Source organism: Herbaspirillum sp. Her3 (assembly GCF_057961275.1).
This window is the reverse complement of record NZ_CM176328.1, coordinates 3,071,098-3,084,852: the sequence shown is the minus strand read 5'-3', so window position 1 is coordinate 3,084,852 and position 13,755 is coordinate 3,071,098. Positions and strand designations below refer to the sequence as shown.

At 62.8% G+C, this 13,755-nt stretch carries 14 protein-coding genes; all 14 read left to right on the top strand.

The window, feature by feature from the left end; genetic code table 11:
* Nucleotides 1-72 precede the first annotated feature (72 nt).
* Nucleotides 73-825, top strand: coding sequence for a glutamine ABC transporter substrate-binding protein (locus ACVC5H_RS14050; protein ID WP_489622696.1), 753 nt, complete (start codon nt 73-75; stop codon nt 823-825).
* A 115-nt stretch (nt 826-940) separates the two neighbouring features.
* The gene (locus tag ACVC5H_RS14045; protein WP_489618468.1) at nt 941-1,606 is read left to right on the top strand and encodes an amino acid ABC transporter permease; all 666 of its coding nucleotides are present in this window, start codon (nt 941-943) and stop codon (nt 1,604-1,606) included.
* Nucleotides 1,606-2,379, top strand: coding sequence for an amino acid ABC transporter ATP-binding protein (locus tag ACVC5H_RS14040; RefSeq protein WP_489618467.1), 774 nt, complete (start codon nt 1,606-1,608; stop codon nt 2,377-2,379). Before ACVC5H_RS14045 ends, ACVC5H_RS14040 begins: the two co-directional genes overlap by 1 nt.
* Nucleotides 2,369-3,043, top strand: coding sequence for a HutD/Ves family protein (locus ACVC5H_RS14035; RefSeq protein WP_489618466.1), 675 nt, complete (start codon nt 2,369-2,371; stop codon nt 3,041-3,043). The genes ACVC5H_RS14040 and ACVC5H_RS14035 overlap by 11 nt, the downstream gene beginning before the upstream one ends.
* A gap of 91 nt (nt 3,044-3,134) precedes the next feature.
* Nucleotides 3,135-4,583 carry a formimidoylglutamate deiminase gene (locus ACVC5H_RS14030; RefSeq protein ID WP_489618465.1) on the top strand — a complete coding sequence of 483 codons (1,449 nt, stop codon included), beginning with the start codon at nt 3,135-3,137 and terminating at the stop codon, nt 4,581-4,583.
* 19 nt (nt 4,584-4,602) lie between these two features.
* Nucleotides 4,603-5,403: an N-formylglutamate deformylase gene (gene hutG / locus ACVC5H_RS14025; protein WP_489622695.1), complete on the top strand. Its 801-nt coding sequence runs from the start codon at nt 4,603-4,605 to the stop codon at nt 5,401-5,403.
* A gap of 158 nt (nt 5,404-5,561) precedes the next feature.
* On the top strand, nt 5,562-5,999 hold the full coding sequence (locus ACVC5H_RS14020; RefSeq protein WP_489618464.1) for a universal stress protein: 438 nt from the start codon (nt 5,562-5,564) through the stop codon (nt 5,997-5,999).
* 363 nt (nt 6,000-6,362) lie between these two features.
* The gene (locus ACVC5H_RS14015; RefSeq protein WP_489618463.1) at nt 6,363-6,797 is read left to right on the top strand and encodes a hypothetical protein; all 435 of its coding nucleotides are present in this window, start codon (nt 6,363-6,365) and stop codon (nt 6,795-6,797) included.
* Nucleotides 6,798-6,816: 19 nt separating this feature from the next.
* Nucleotides 6,817-7,734 carry a DUF2145 domain-containing protein gene (locus tag ACVC5H_RS14010; protein WP_489618462.1) on the top strand — a complete coding sequence of 306 codons (918 nt, stop codon included), beginning with the start codon at nt 6,817-6,819 and terminating at the stop codon, nt 7,732-7,734.
* Between the two features lie 93 nt (nt 7,735-7,827).
* Entirely contained in the window at nt 7,828-9,015 is a 1,188-nt protein-coding gene (nhaA, locus tag ACVC5H_RS14005; protein ID WP_489618461.1) for a Na+/H+ antiporter NhaA, read from the top strand.
* A 489-nt stretch (nt 9,016-9,504) separates the two neighbouring features.
* Nucleotides 9,505-9,630: a hypothetical protein gene (locus ACVC5H_RS14000; protein WP_338719703.1), complete on the top strand. Its 126-nt coding sequence runs from the start codon at nt 9,505-9,507 to the stop codon at nt 9,628-9,630.
* Between the two features lie 477 nt (nt 9,631-10,107).
* Nucleotides 10,108-11,052: a sugar ABC transporter substrate-binding protein gene (locus tag ACVC5H_RS13995; protein ID WP_354563896.1), complete on the top strand. Its 945-nt coding sequence runs from the start codon at nt 10,108-10,110 to the stop codon at nt 11,050-11,052.
* Between the two features lie 89 nt (nt 11,053-11,141).
* Nucleotides 11,142-12,710 carry a sugar ABC transporter ATP-binding protein gene (locus tag ACVC5H_RS13990; RefSeq protein ID WP_489618460.1) on the top strand — a complete coding sequence of 523 codons (1,569 nt, stop codon included), beginning with the start codon at nt 11,142-11,144 and terminating at the stop codon, nt 12,708-12,710.
* A gap of 51 nt (nt 12,711-12,761) precedes the next feature.
* Complete coding sequence (locus ACVC5H_RS13985) at nt 12,762-13,748, top strand: ABC transporter permease (protein WP_121040189.1); 987 nt, start codon at nt 12,762-12,764, stop codon at nt 13,746-13,748.
* The last annotated feature ends 7 nt before the right edge of the window (nt 13,749-13,755 follow it).

The window sequence follows — 13,755 nt, the reverse complement described above, 5'->3', positions numbered from 1 at the left end:
GTGGATTTTGCTGTTCGTTGCGCCGGCTTTCGGCGTCCGGTCGATATCGTCGTTTCTATTGAGGAACTCATGATGAAGCTTTCCAAGCTGCTCTGCGCCGTTACGGCCAGCCTGGCCCTGCTGTTGGCGGCTGCGCCCGCCGCCCGTGCCGCCGACAACGTGATCCGCGTCGGCACCGATGCCACCTTCCCGCCGATGGAATTCGTCAAGGATGGCAAGCGAACCGGTTTCGATGTCGAACTGATGGAAGCCCTGGCCAAGACCATGGGCAAGAAGATCCAGTGGATCGACATCGATTTCAAGGGCCTGATCCCCGGACTCATCTCCAACCGCTTCGATATCGCTGCCTCGGCCATCTACATGACCGATGAGCGCCGCAAGGTGGTGGCCTTCAGCGATCCTTATTACCGGGGCGGTCTGGCCGTGCTGGTGCGCCGCGACGACAGCAGCATCAAGGTGCCCGAGGATCTGAACAAGGGCAAGCGCGTCTCGGTACAGGTCGGCACCAAATCGGTGGGCTACCTGCGTGACAACTTCCCCGGCGTGGAGCGCGTGGAAGTGGAAAAGAACCAGGCCATGTTCGACCTGCTGGCGACCGGCCGTGTCAATGCCGTGGTAACCGGGCGTCCGGCGGCGGTGGAATATGCCCGTACCCAGCCGCTGGTGCGGGTGCTGGACAAGGGCCTGACCACCGAGCTGTATGGCTTTGCCTTGCGCAAGAACGATACCGAACTGGCCGAACACCTCAACAAGGCCCTGCAGACCCTGCGCATCAATGGCACCTATACCGCGCTGACCGACAAGTGGTTCGGCAAGAGCGAGTAAGTTCCTGAGCGCCCGGCTTGGCGGGTTCGCCGGGCGCATTCATTCCCCCTGTGCATGCATGACCTGGCCCGATCGCCAGTGACCGGGCGCGGGTCTCCTTTTGCCGGAGCGCATCATGAAACTGGATTTTTCGGGCGTCTGGGACAGTTGGCCCTCGCTGCTCCACGGCACCATGGTGACGGTGGAGATCACCGCCGCTTCGCTGGTCCTGGGTTGCGTGCTGGGCCTGCTGGTCGGCCTGGGGCGGCTCAATCCCCGCCGCCGCACGCTCTATGCCCTCTGCACCTTCTACCTCACGCTGGTGCGCGGTACGCCCTTGCTGGTGCAGTTGTTCCTGTGGTTCTTCGGGCTTCCGCATGTGGGCGTGATCCTGCCCGCCTATGTCTGCGGCATCCTCGGGCTGGGCATCTACAGCGCGGCCTACGTGTCGGAAATCGTGCGCGGCGCCATCCAGTCCATCGAACGCGGACAGATGGAGGCAGCACGTTCGCTGGGCTTGCCGTATCGCATGGCGATGCGCCGCGTGATCTTGCCGCAGGCCTTCGTGCGCATGATCCCGCCGCTGGGCAATGAATTCATTGCACTGATCAAGAACTCGGCGCTGGTGTCGCTGCTGACCATTGCCGACCTGATGCATGAAGGCGAGAAGATCATCAGCATTACCTACCGCTCGCTGGAAACCTATCTGGTCATCGCGCTCATCTATCTCGTGCTGACCGGCGTGACCACGCTGGTGCTGCGGCGGATCGAGAAAGTCCTGCGTTCGGAAGGGAGGGTGTGATGGAACAGGCCATCGTCGACATCAAGGGCTTGCGCAAATCCTTCGGCAGCCAGCTCGTCCTGAAGGACATCGACTTTGCTGTGGCGCCCAGCCAGGTGGTGGTCATCATCGGTCCCAGCGGCAGCGGCAAGAGTACCTTCCTGCGCTGCCTGAACGGGCTGGAAACCGCCGAGGGCGGCACCGTCATGGTGTGTGGCCATCCGGTGGTGGAGGGCGGCCGCATGATGCCCGAGCCCATGCTCGATGCCTTGCGCGCCGAAGTGGGCATGGTGTTCCAGTCCTTCAACCTGTTCCCGCACCTGAGCGTACTGGACAACATCACCCTGGCGCCTACCTGCCTGCGCGGCGTGCCGCGCAAGGCGGCCCAGGAGCAGGGCCTGCGCCTGCTCAGGAAGGTCGGGCTGGAGCACAAGGCCAGGGACTATCCCGGCACCTTGTCCGGTGGCCAGAAGCAGCGCGTGGCCATCGCCCGCGCCCTGGCCATGGAACCCAAGGTGATGCTGTTCGATGAACCGACCTCGGCGCTGGACCCCGAACTGGTCGGTGAAGTCCTGCAGGTGATGAAGGACCTGGCCGGCGAAGGTATGACCATGCTGATCGTTACGCATGAAATGGGCTTTGCGCGCGAAGTGGCCGATGTGGTGGTGGTGATGGATCATGGCAGCATCGTCGAATCCGGTCCGCCTTCGGAGATTTTTACTTCACCCCGGGAAGCCCGTACCCGCAGTTTCTTGCAAACCATGCTGGCCCGCGAGGTGGTGCATGGTCGGTGAGGCCCATTCGACGGTGGTTTCCGGCACGCTCCCGCACGCCGGTGCGATCCAGTTCGTCGGTGAGCTGGGGCGCATTGCCGCCGTGCCCTGGAAGAACGAGGGCGGGCAGACCCGCGAACTGTGCGTGGAACCCCCCGAGGCGGATTTCGGCCATTTCGTCTGGCGCGCCAGCGTGGCGGACGTGGGCGTGGATGGTGAATTCTCTACCTTCGCCGGCATCGATCGCACCATCGTCCTGCTCGAAGGAGGCGGCTTCACCATGCACAGCCAGGGCCGGCAGGTGCACGACCTGGCGCATTGCTTCGTCCCGTATCCTTTTCCTGGCGAGCAAGCCATCAGGGTGCAGTTGCATGGTGCGCCGACGCTGGACTTCAACCTGATGGTGCGACGCGAGTGCGCCGAGGGCAGGGTGGTGGTGCTGAGTGAAGGCAAGGGCAAGCCGCGTTGCCTGCCCAGGCACAGCGTGCTGGTCTACGTGGCGCAGGGTGCGGCTTGCCTGTCGGATCAGCGCGGGCTGCAGCAATCCCTGCGCCGTGGCGAATTTGCGCGCCTGCGCGAGGACCATGCGGCGGGCCTGCCCGATCTGGTGTGCGCGCCGGGATCGGTAGTGCTGGTGGTCTGCATCCTGCGCACACGCGAGAAAGGTCCGTCATGTAAACCCTGAACGCGCCGGCGCCTCGCTGATTCCACCCGCGCCAGCGGCAGCGAAGCGTCCGGTTTAGACTACAGAACCGCCAAAGAAAATAGGTGAGCAAATGGTTTCGCTTGGCGAACATACGCCGCAACACCTGCATCAGCATCCTGCCGAGGACCAGCCCGGCGATGCACTGTTTTGCCCGCTGGCCCTGTTGCCGGAGGGCTGGCGCAAGGATGTATTGCTGCGTTGGGACGCTGCAGGCAGCCTGGTCGACGTCAGCCCGGCCAGTGCAGCCGGCCAGGCCAGAAGCGCATCCGGACCGGTCATTGCCGGCATGCCCAATCTGCATTCACACGCCTTCCAGCGCGCCATGGCCGGCCTGACCGAAGTCATGGGCAGCCCGGCGGATTCGTTCTGGAGCTGGCGCAAGCTGATGTACCGCTTTGCCCAGCGCCTGCAGCCCGAGCATCAGGAAGCCATTGCCCGCCATCTCTACATCGAGATGCTCAAGGCCGGTTACACCTCGGTCTGCGAATTCCATTACCTGCATCACGCCCCCGGCGGCGCACCCTATGCCGACCGCGCCGAACTGGCGCTGCGCCTGATGCAGGCTGCTGCTGAAGCCGGCATCGGCATGACGCTGCTGCCGGTCCTCTATCAGTACGGTGGCTTCGGCAGCCAGCCTGCCTCGCCCGAGCAGGCGCGTTTCCTCGGCTCGGCGCAAAGCCTGCTGGCCTTGCGCGAGCGGTTGCTGCAGGTCTTGCCCGAGAATCCCATGCGACGCTACGGGGTGGCGCCGCACTCCTTGCGCGCGGTGTCGCCCGAGGGACTTGATGAACTGGTGAGCGGCCTGCGGCAACAGCGTGGCGGACAGGATGCCCCGATTCATATCCACATCGCCGAGCAATGGCGCGAGATCCAGGATTGCCTGGCCTGGTGCGGCCAGCGGCCGGTGCAATTGCTGCTCTCGCTGCAGGAACTGGACGCCCGCTGGTGCCTCATCCATGCCACCCACATGGACCTGGGGGAATACCAGGGGCTGGCGGCCAGCGGTGCGGTGGTGGGTCTGTGTCCGACCACCGAAGCCAATCTCGGTGACGGCATCATCGATGCCGCACAGCTGCTGGAATCGTGCACGCCCTGGGGCATCGGATCGGACAGCCATATCGCCATCAACCTGCGCGCCGAATTGCGCCTGCTGGAATATGGCCAGCGCCTGCATCACCGCCGGCGCAACGTGCTGGCCTCGGAGGCCGCGCCGGCCACCGCCGACCGGCTGTTCGTCCAGGCTTTGTCGGGCGGTGCTGCGGCGACCGGGCGCGCGGTCGCCGGGCTGGCGGTCGGCCAGCGGGCCGACTTCGTGGTGCTTGATGGCGAGGACGTCAACCTGGCCGATCGCAGCCCTTCGCAACTGCTCTCGGCCCTGGTGTTCTGCGAGCACGATGGCCAGCCCATCCAGGATGTCTACGTCGGTGGCCGCCAAGTGGTGAAGGCGGGCCACCATCCCCTGCAGGAGAGCGCCCGCCAGGCCTATCGCCGCGCGATTGCCGATCTGCTCAAGGACTGAGGAAGCCACCATGCCTGTCATGCCGCAAGAGATTTTCCACCTGCACCAGGGCAGTTCGCCCTTGCTGATTTCCATGCCGCACGTCGGCACGCGCCTGCCCGGGGAGTTGACATCCTCCTACAGCCAGACCGGCTTGCAGGTCGACGATACCGACTGGCACATCGCCGAACTGTATGACTTTGCTGCCGACCTGGGGGCATCGGTGATTCGTCCTTTTCATTCACGTTACGTGATCGATCTGAACCGGCCGGCCGACGGACAGAGCCTCTATCCGGGACAGAACACCACCGGGCTTTGTCCATTGACGACCTTCGACAACCTGCCGCTGTACCGCAGCGGTTGCGAACCCGATGGTGCCGAGATCGCACGCCGTCTGGATCTCTACTGGCATCCCTATCACGCCGCCTTGCAGGCCGAACTGGCACGCCTGAAGGCGCTGCACGGCTACGCGCTGTTGTGGGATGCGCATTCGATCCGCTCGGTGATTCCCCATCTGTTCGAGGGGGAGCTGCCGGTTTTCAATTTTGGCACGGCCAGCGGCGCAGCCTGCGCCCCCGGCCTGGGCGAAACCCTTCTGGCGCTGGCGCAGCAACTGGCTCCGCAGTATCGGGCAGTGCTCAACGGACGTTTCAAGGGGGGCTACATCACCCGCCATTACGGACAGCCGGCACAGCAGGTGCACGCCATCCAGCTCGAACTGGCCCAGCGCAGCTACATGCAGGAGCAGGCGCCTTATGCGCTGCAAGCCGGATTGACTCAACAGCTCAAGCCGGTGCTCACGCAACTGGTGGCAAGGTTCATGGCGTTCCAGCCGTATTGAGGTGCTCGCGGGCAGCACCATTTGATCCAGCGCAAATGCCCGCCAGCTCTGGCGATGCAGCCGGTGCGGCTTGATGCATGTCAAGTCCGTTCAGGTCGGTGAGGCTTAGTATGCAGTCATACCAAGTCAACGCAATCCAGTCACCTGCTGAGGTCATCATGTTCAAGAACATCCTGTTGGCAACCGATGGTTCCCGTCTGTGCAACGAGTCCGTGAAGGCCGCCATTGCGCTGGCCAAGAGCTGCGGCAGCACCTTGATCGGCTTGTCGGTGGCGGGCAATCTGCGGGCACTGTCGATTCCCGAAGTCAGCGTGGGCGTGGATGTGGCGCGCACCGAGGAAGCCGGCCGCGAACGTGCACTGGCCAGTGTTGAAATGATCACCGCGATGGCACGTGAAGAAGGCGTGCCCTGCACGGTGCAGGTGGCCCAGGGCGGCCGCCCTTATGAAGAGATCATGCGCGTGGCCGAGCGCGAACATTGCGATGCCATCATCATGGCTTCCAAGGCGCGCTCCACGCTGGGCCGGCTGCTCTTGGGCAGCCAGACGCAGAAGCTGCTGGCGCACAGCAAGGTGCCGGTGCTGGTTTATCGCTGATTGACCAAAAGATGAAGAAATGCGCTCAACATCAGTGCGCATTGGGCGGTTGAAAGTGCCGTCGTGAAGGTTTGTGGTGTGGAGGGTCGGGCCGTTCCTGTGGAGAGGGACGGCCCTTTTTTGTTTGGAGTTCTGCAATATATCAATGCGTTAAGGCCGAGTTTACAGCGGTTAGTTTCTGATAATTGCCATCAGTCTGTGCAAAGTTCTACAGCAGGGCAGATCGCGCAGGATAGACTCACGTCGAAGATAGCCCCATGAGAACCTGGCCGGTTTGGTGCCACCATCCAGTGCCAGATGCAACTCCAGCACCACGCAGCCATCCACTACATGAAAAGACTAAATAAGACCTGCGCGTCGGCAATGGCGCTTTTGATTCTGATTTCTTCCCAGAATGTCCTTGCCAAGGGCTTCTCGGTCTCGGTCTCGCTCAGCGTCAGCGGCACCGTGACCAGCATCTCGGACAGCATCAGCAAGGCTACCTCGACCGTGATGACCCTGGTGCAAGAGACCCACGGCCCCTACGAGGTGACCGATATCACGGTGGCCGAAAACCGTGACAACCAGATGCGTCTGACCTTGAAGGCCCAGGGCGACGACTCACGCCCGGACCTCTACCTGTACGTGTCGGGCCGTGATTACGCCAACGTCAATCTCGGCGTGGGCCAGATCGTGGACGCAGCACAAAAGCCTTATGGCCTGGCGTTCTATCAGCACTACGACAAGCATCCCTTCGTCGTGGTCCTCAACGACGAATGGATGTCTGAGCTTCCGGCCCGTCAAGTGGCATTGCAATAACGCTGCTGGTGGCCCGAGCATGAGTTTTTCCTGGCGTCGCGCCTGGCTGCAGGTGCTCCTTTGCGTGCTCTGCCTGGGTACCATGGCGCAGGTGCACGCAGCCAATCTGTTCGTCTATTGTGACCAGTCCCTGGAATTGAGCGCGGCCCAGAAGAACCGCGTGCTGCTCTTTGCCTCTACCGTGCGGGAGGAATTGGATCGTTCGGGTGAGGGGAGTGCCATCATCTCCCGTTCGGCCATCGACCTGGACCGCTTCAATATCCGCTATTCCCACGCTGGCCTGGCCGTCCGCAACAATAACGCTTCCTGGCGCGTGCGCCAGCTGTTCTATGAGTGCGAGAAAGAGAAGCCGGACATCTACGACCAGGGCATCGCAGGCTTCCTGATCGATAACGACAGTGCTTCCACTGCCTATGTGTCGCTGGTTTTCGTGCCCGGGGTGCTGGGGGTGGAGATGCGTCGCGCGGCGGAGGACGACAACCTGACCAGCCATCTGCTGGGGGAGCATTACAGTGCCAATGCCTATCCTTTTTCCACGCAGTTCCAGAACTGCAACCAGTGGCTCATGGAAATGCTGGCTTTCGCCTGGGGGCAGTTGAGCCTCAAGGACGATGCGCGGGCCGCAGCCCAGCAATGGCTGCGCGAGAGCGATTTCCGGCCCACCGACATCAACGTGAAGCACGACTATCTGATGTGGGCCAGTCATTTCATTCCCTTGCTGCACGATGTCGATCATCCTGCGGCCAATCTTGAGAAGAACCTGTACCAGGTCACCATGCCGGCTTCCATCGAGTCCTTCATCCATCGCCGCGATCCGCAGAGCTACCGGGTCGAAATGTGCATGGCCGAAGACCGCATCGTGATCCACCGGGGATGGAGCCGGATTCCCGATGGCTGTGTGGCTGCAGCGGATGACCAGGTTCTGCCAGTGAATTAGGCGCAAGCGCTCGCGACCGAAGAAGTCTGGAGAAAAGCCGCTGCCTTTGTTACAGTCGGCCCTTGTTTCGACGACGACAACAAGGAGCCGACATTGACCACATCCCCTCAGCAGACCCGCGGCGGCAACGCCTTTACCCGATTCTTTGCGCACGAAGCCGCTGGCGGCATCGTGCTGGCCATCGCCGCCGTGCTGGCGCTGATCATCAGCAACAGCGGCTGGCGCGAGGCCTATGAGGCCTTTACACGCATCCCGGGAACGGTCGACATCGGCGGCCTGGTGGTTCTGTCCAAGCCGCTGCTGCTGTGGGTCAACGATCTGTGGATGGCGGTCTTCTTTTTCCTGGTGGGTCTGGAGATCAAGCGCGAATTCGTCGAGGGCGAGCTGGCCTCGCGCAAGCAGGCGATCCTGCCGGCCGCAGCCGCCCTGGGTGGCATGCTGGTGCCGGCCGGCATCTATGCGCTCATCAACCTGGGCGATCCGGTCGCCCTGCGCGGCTGGGCCATTCCTGCTGCCACCGACATCGCCTTTGCCATCGGTATCGTCATGCTGCTGGGCTCGCGCGTGCCGACCTCGCTCAAGGTATTCCTGACGGCCGTGGCCATCATCGATGACCTGGGGGCCATCGTCGTGATCGCGCTGTTCTATACCGACCACCTCTCGCTGGGCATGCTGGCCGGCGCTGGCGTGGGGACGCTGCTGCTGGTGCTGCTCAATCGCAGTGGCGTGCGGCGCGCCGATGTCTATCTCGTGGTCGGCCTGGTGATCTGGGTGTGCGTGCTCAAGTCGGGCATCCACGCCACCCTGGCCGGGGTGGTTACGGCCCTGGCCATCCCCATGCGCAATACCGAAGGCCAGCCGCTGGCCGGCGCGCTGGAGCATGGCTTGCATCCCTGGGTGGCGTTCCTGGTGCTGCCCATGTTTGCCTTTGCCAATGCCGGTGTCTCGCTGCAGGGCATGTCGCTGGACAGCCTGTTCGCGCCGATTCCGCTGGGCATTGCCGGCGGACTGGTGCTGGGCAAGACCATCGGCGTCTTCGGCGCGGCCTGGCTGATGATCAAAAGCGGCCTGGCTGCCGCCCCGGCGGGTGCCACCACGCGGCAGTTCGTGGGTGTCTGCATGCTCTGCGGCATCGGTTTCACCATGAGTCTGTTCATTGGTGGCCTGGCTTTCCAGGGCCTGAGCCCCGATTTCGAGGCCAAACTCAAGCTGGGCGTCTTGGGAGGGTCGATCCTGGCCGGTTTGCTCGGCACGCTGGTGTTGTGGCGCAAAGAGATATAAGCGCTGTGAACATCTACTCAGGACTTGTTTTCGTCACGGAAACTCGGCGCGCAGCCAGGCAAAAGCGCCGAGCATTCGCCCAAAAGCTGCACTGAGTCGTCATTTGGCGACGATTTCGCAACTTTCGGTTTTGCGATGCAAAAATTAATCAAAAATTAATTTTTTGCACACCAACGGTGCGATTCCGGGCGGAAAGGGCCTCTGCGTTTCACATCGCGAAGTGAATCTCTACGACAACGAAATGCAGCCGGGGAGCTCGGCCTTGAATTGCTGCTGCGCAGAACAGACGATGCTTTACACCACCTTTTGGCAGTAGCACCATGCTTCTACGGGCCTGTAACGGCGCGGCGTGGAAGGGCGCCGATGCTGACACTACTGACAACAGCGCCCGCAGCAAGCCGGGGATATTGTCGTTTCGACATTTTCACCCGTTGGAACGATAAGCCGGGCGAATAACAGCCCGGCCATCAAAAAGCAGAGGAGACAAGCATGAAACTGGTTGAATTGCTCATGGCCTATGGTAGCCAGGCACTGGTGTGGTATGCGATGTACGTGATCGTGGGCAGCTGTGCTTTCGGGGCGTACGTCTGGCGCCGTACTCATCTGGGCCACTGATCCTCTTTCGTTTTTTCCTGGCGCACGCGGGCGCGAGCCCGTCGCTGCGCAGTTGGCGACAAGCCGACGGATACCGGACCAGTGCCAGCCTGAAGCATGCCGCATCCCATCCCGCGCACGGGCGCGGCCATGGGAGCGGTGCCGCGCTGGTTTCCCGTCCGTATCGTCGTTTTTCTTCCCATTTCTCCTGCCGCAGCGGCGGGGAGTGTCTTGCCGGCGCTCCCCGCCGCTGGGCCTTGTGACCCGCCCGCCTGGCCTGCAGCAAGCTTCTGCCGATAGCCTCCAGATATGCAAAAAAAAGCTGCACCGCAGCTTTATTTTCTGATTTTGCGGTGCTATTCTCCCATCCGCGCAAACGTTTGCGCTCCGATAACGGCGTCTATCTACGGCCTGTTCACACTTAATCTGCGAGATGCGCAGATTAAGTGTGAACAGGCCCTGGGAAACGTCGGCAACATCAAAATACTGGAGACCCAGATGAACAAATTCACCCGCCGCCATTTCGCCATCGCCGCTCTGGCTTGTGCAGTCCTTCCCGGCGCCGCCATGGCGCAGACTCCGGCCAAGCCCAAGGTCGCGCTGGTCATGAAGTCGCTGGCCAATGAGTTCTTCCTGAACATGGAGAACGGCGCCCGCGAATACCAGAAGGCCAACGCCAGCAAGTTCGACCTGATCGCCAACGGCATCAAGGATGAGCAGGACACCGCCAATCAGATCAAGATCGTCGAGCAGATGATCGTCTCCAAGGTCAATGCCCTGGTGATCGCACCGGCAGACTCCAAGGCCCTGGTGCCGGTGGTCAAGAAGGCGATTGATGCCGGCATCATCGTGGTCAACATCGACAACAAGCTCGATGACGCGGCCCTGAAGGAAAAGGGTATCACCGTGCCGTTCGTGGGCCCCGACAACCGCAAGGGTGCCAAGCTGGCCGGTGACTACCTGGGCAAGCAACTGCAGAAGGGTGACAAGGTTGCCATCATCGAAGGCGTCTCCACCACCTTCAATGCACAGCAGCGCACCCTGGGCTTCCAGGATGCCATGAAGGACGTTGGCGCCAACGTGGTGACGGTTCAGTCCGGCCAGTGGGAAATCGACCAGGGCAACAAGGTCGCTGCCTCGATCCTGAACGCCCATCCGGACATCAAGGCCATCCTGGCCGGTAACGACAACATGGCGCTGGGCGCCGTGGCTGCCATTCGCGCTGCCGGCAAGACCGGCAAGGTGCTGCTGGTGGGCTACGACAACATCAACGCCATCAAGCCGATGCTCAAGGATGGCCGCGTGCTGGCCACCGTCGACCAGTTCGCCCAGCAGCAAGCCGTCTTCGGCATCGAGACCGCCCTGAAGGCGCTGTCCGAGAAGAAGCCGCAAAGCGCCCTGGGTGGCGTGGTCGAGACCAAGGTCTCGCTGGTCACCAAGTAATACCGGCGCGTTCCGCGTCTTCTCTGCAAGGTCCTGCGCCCTGGTCGGGCGCGGGACTTTGCCTCTCCCTCCTTGCGCGCTACAGACCCATGCAGCCCAACGAATCCTCCTCCCCACGCTCGCCTTTGCTGTCGCTGTCCGGCATCGGCAAGAGCTACGCCGCCCCGGTGCTCGATGGCATCGACCTGGATCTGCATCCAGGCCAAGTGCTGGCCCTGACCGGCGAAAACGGTGCCGGCAAGAGTACGCTCTCCAAGATCATCTGTGGCCTGGTCGATGCCAGCGCCGGCAGCATGACGCTGGATGGCCAGCCCTATGCACCGGTCTCGCGCACCCAGGCAGAAGGCCTGGGCATCCGCATGGTGATGCAGGAACTGAACCTGATTCCCACGCTGTCGATTGCCGAAAATCTGTTCCTGGAAAAACTGCCGCGCCGCTTCGGCTGGATCGACCGCAAGAAGCTGGCCGAGTCCGCCCGCGCCCAGATGGAAGTGGTAGGTCTCGGTGAGCTGGATCCGTGGACGCCGGTGGGCGAACTGGGCCTGGGCCACCAGCAGATGGTCGAGATCGCGCGCAACCTGATCGGCAGCTGCCGCTGCCTGATCCTGGACGAACCCACCGCCATGCTGACCAACCGAGAGGTGGAACTGCTGTTCTCCCGCATCGAGCGCCTGCGCGACGAAGGCGTGGCCATCATCTACATCTCGCACCGGCTGGAAGAGTTGAAGCGCATTGCTGACCGCATCGTGGTCCTGCGCGATGGCAAGCTGGTCTGCAACGACGACATCGGCCGCTATTCCACCGAACAACTGGTGCAGCTGATGGCGGGCGAACTGACCAAGGTCGACCTGGACGCCAGCCACCGCCGCATCGGCGCCCCGGTGCTGCGCATCCGCAGCCTGGGCCGTGCGCCGGTGGTGCAACCGGCCAGCCTGGCGCTGCATGCCGGCGAAGTGCTGGGCATTGCCGGCCTGATTGGCTCGGGTCGTACCGAACTGCTGCGCCTGATCTTCGGCGCCGACCGTGCCGACCAGGGCGAAATCTTCATCGGCGATGCGCAAGCGCCCGCACGCATTCGCAGTCCCAAGGATGCGGTCAAGGCCGGCATCGCCATGGTCACCGAAGACCGCAAAGGGCAGGGCTTGCTGCTGCCGCAGGCTATCAGCGTCAATACCTCGCTGGCCAACCTGGGCAGCGTGAGCCGGGGCGGCATGCTCGATCATGCAGCCGAGAGCAGCGTGGCACAGGATTACGTGAAGAAGCTGCGCATCCGCAGCGGCAGCGTGGCCCAGGCTGCCGGTGAACTGTCGGGTGGCAACCAGCAGAAGGTGGTGATCGCGCGCTGGCTGTACCGCGATTGCCCGATCATGCTGTTCGATGAACCCACGCGCGGCATCGATATCGGCGCCAAGTCGGATATCTATCGCCTCTTCGCCGAACTGGCCGCGCAAGGCAAGGGCCTGCTGGTGGTGTCGAGCGACCTGCGCGAGCTGATGCAGATCTGCGACCGCATTGCCGTCATGAGCGCCGGCCGCATTGCCGATACCTTCAGCCGCGATGACTGGTCGCAAGAGCGCATCCTGGCGGCCGCCTTCAGTGGTTACGTGGGACGCCAGGAAGCGACAGAAGCCGCCCACGTGGCGGGCAACACTGCCTGAGCGGCCGGACTCTGCGGCCCGACTATCAACTGCCAAGAATCAACGAGACAGATGCAAACTTCTTCCTCTACCCCCGCCGCCAGCCGGCAAGCGGCCTACCTGGCCGGTTTCAAGAACTACCTGGGCCTGATCGCGGCGCTGCTGGCGATGTGCGTGATGTTCGCCTTCCTGAGCGAGAACTTCCTCAGCGCCGCGACCTTCATCACGCTCTCCAATGACATTCCCCCGCTGGTGGTGATGTCGGTGGGCATGACCTTCATCCTCATCATCGGTGGCATCGACCTCTCGGTCGGCTCGGTGATGGCGCTGGCCGCTTCCATGCTGTCCATGGCCATGGTGCGCTGGGGCTGGCCGCTGTATGCCGCCGCCCCCCTGGGCGTGGTGGTGGCCGCGCTGTGCGGCACGCTGACCGGCATGGTGTCGGTGCACTGGCGCATTCCCTCCTTCATCGTCTCCTTGGGCGTGCTGGAGATCGCGCGCGGCCTGGCCTACCAGGTCACCAATTCGCGTACCGAATACATCGGCAGCGCCGTGGACGTGATCAGTTCGCCGATCCTGTTCGGCATGTCGCCGGCCTTCCTGTCGGCCATCGCCATCGTCATCATTGCCCAACTGGTGCTGACCCGCACCGTGCTGGGCCGCTACTGGATCGGCATCGGCACCAATGAGGAAGCGGTGCGCCTGTCCGGCGTGAACCCCAATCCCAGCAAGATCCTGGCCTTCGCCCTGATGGGCGCGCTGGCCGGTATCGCCGCGCTGTTCCAGGTGTCGCGCCTGGAAGCGGCTGATCCCAATGGCGGTGTGGGCATGGAACTGCAAGTCATTGCAGCGGTGGTCATCGGCGGTACCAGCCTGATGGGAGGCCGTGGTTCCATCGTCAGCACTTTCATTGGCGTGCTCATCATCTCGGTGCTGGAAGCCGGTCTGGCCCAGGTCGGCGTGAGCGAGCCGATGAAGCGCATCATCACCGGCGCCGTCATCGTGGTGGCCGTGATCCTGGATACCTATCGCCGCCGCGGCCAACGCCACGCGCGCTGAGCGAAGA

Bases quoted from the DNA above. Each gene is read 5' to 3' on its own strand.
- ACVC5H_RS13985 (WP_121040189.1), top strand. From the start codon at position 12,762: ATGCAAACTTCTTCCTCTACCCCCGCCGCCAGCCGGCAAGCGGCCTAC.
- ACVC5H_RS14020 (WP_489618464.1), top strand. From the start codon at position 5,562: ATGTTCAAGAACATCCTGTTGGCAACCGATGGTTCCCGTCTGTGCAAC.
- ACVC5H_RS14015 (WP_489618463.1), top strand. From the start codon at position 6,363: ATGGCGCTTTTGATTCTGATTTCTTCCCAGAATGTCCTTGCCAAGGGC.
- ACVC5H_RS14040 (WP_489618467.1), top strand. From the start codon at position 1,606: ATGGAACAGGCCATCGTCGACATCAAGGGCTTGCGCAAATCCTTCGGC.
- ACVC5H_RS14035 (WP_489618466.1), top strand. From the start codon at position 2,369: ATGGTCGGTGAGGCCCATTCGACGGTGGTTTCCGGCACGCTCCCGCAC.
- ACVC5H_RS14010 (WP_489618462.1), top strand. From the start codon at position 6,817: ATGAGTTTTTCCTGGCGTCGCGCCTGGCTGCAGGTGCTCCTTTGCGTG.
- ACVC5H_RS14030 (WP_489618465.1), top strand. From the start codon at position 3,135: ATGGTTTCGCTTGGCGAACATACGCCGCAACACCTGCATCAGCATCCT.
- ACVC5H_RS13995 (WP_354563896.1), top strand. From the start codon at position 10,108: ATGAACAAATTCACCCGCCGCCATTTCGCCATCGCCGCTCTGGCTTGT.
- ACVC5H_RS14000 (WP_338719703.1), top strand. From the start codon at position 9,505: ATGAAACTGGTTGAATTGCTCATGGCCTATGGTAGCCAGGCACTGGTG.
- ACVC5H_RS14050 (WP_489622696.1), top strand. From the start codon at position 73: ATGAAGCTTTCCAAGCTGCTCTGCGCCGTTACGGCCAGCCTGGCCCTG.
- hutG (WP_489622695.1), top strand. From the start codon at position 4,603: ATGCCGCAAGAGATTTTCCACCTGCACCAGGGCAGTTCGCCCTTGCTG.
- ACVC5H_RS13990 (WP_489618460.1), top strand. From the start codon at position 11,142: ATGCAGCCCAACGAATCCTCCTCCCCACGCTCGCCTTTGCTGTCGCTG.
- ACVC5H_RS14045 (WP_489618468.1), top strand. From the start codon at position 941: ATGAAACTGGATTTTTCGGGCGTCTGGGACAGTTGGCCCTCGCTGCTC.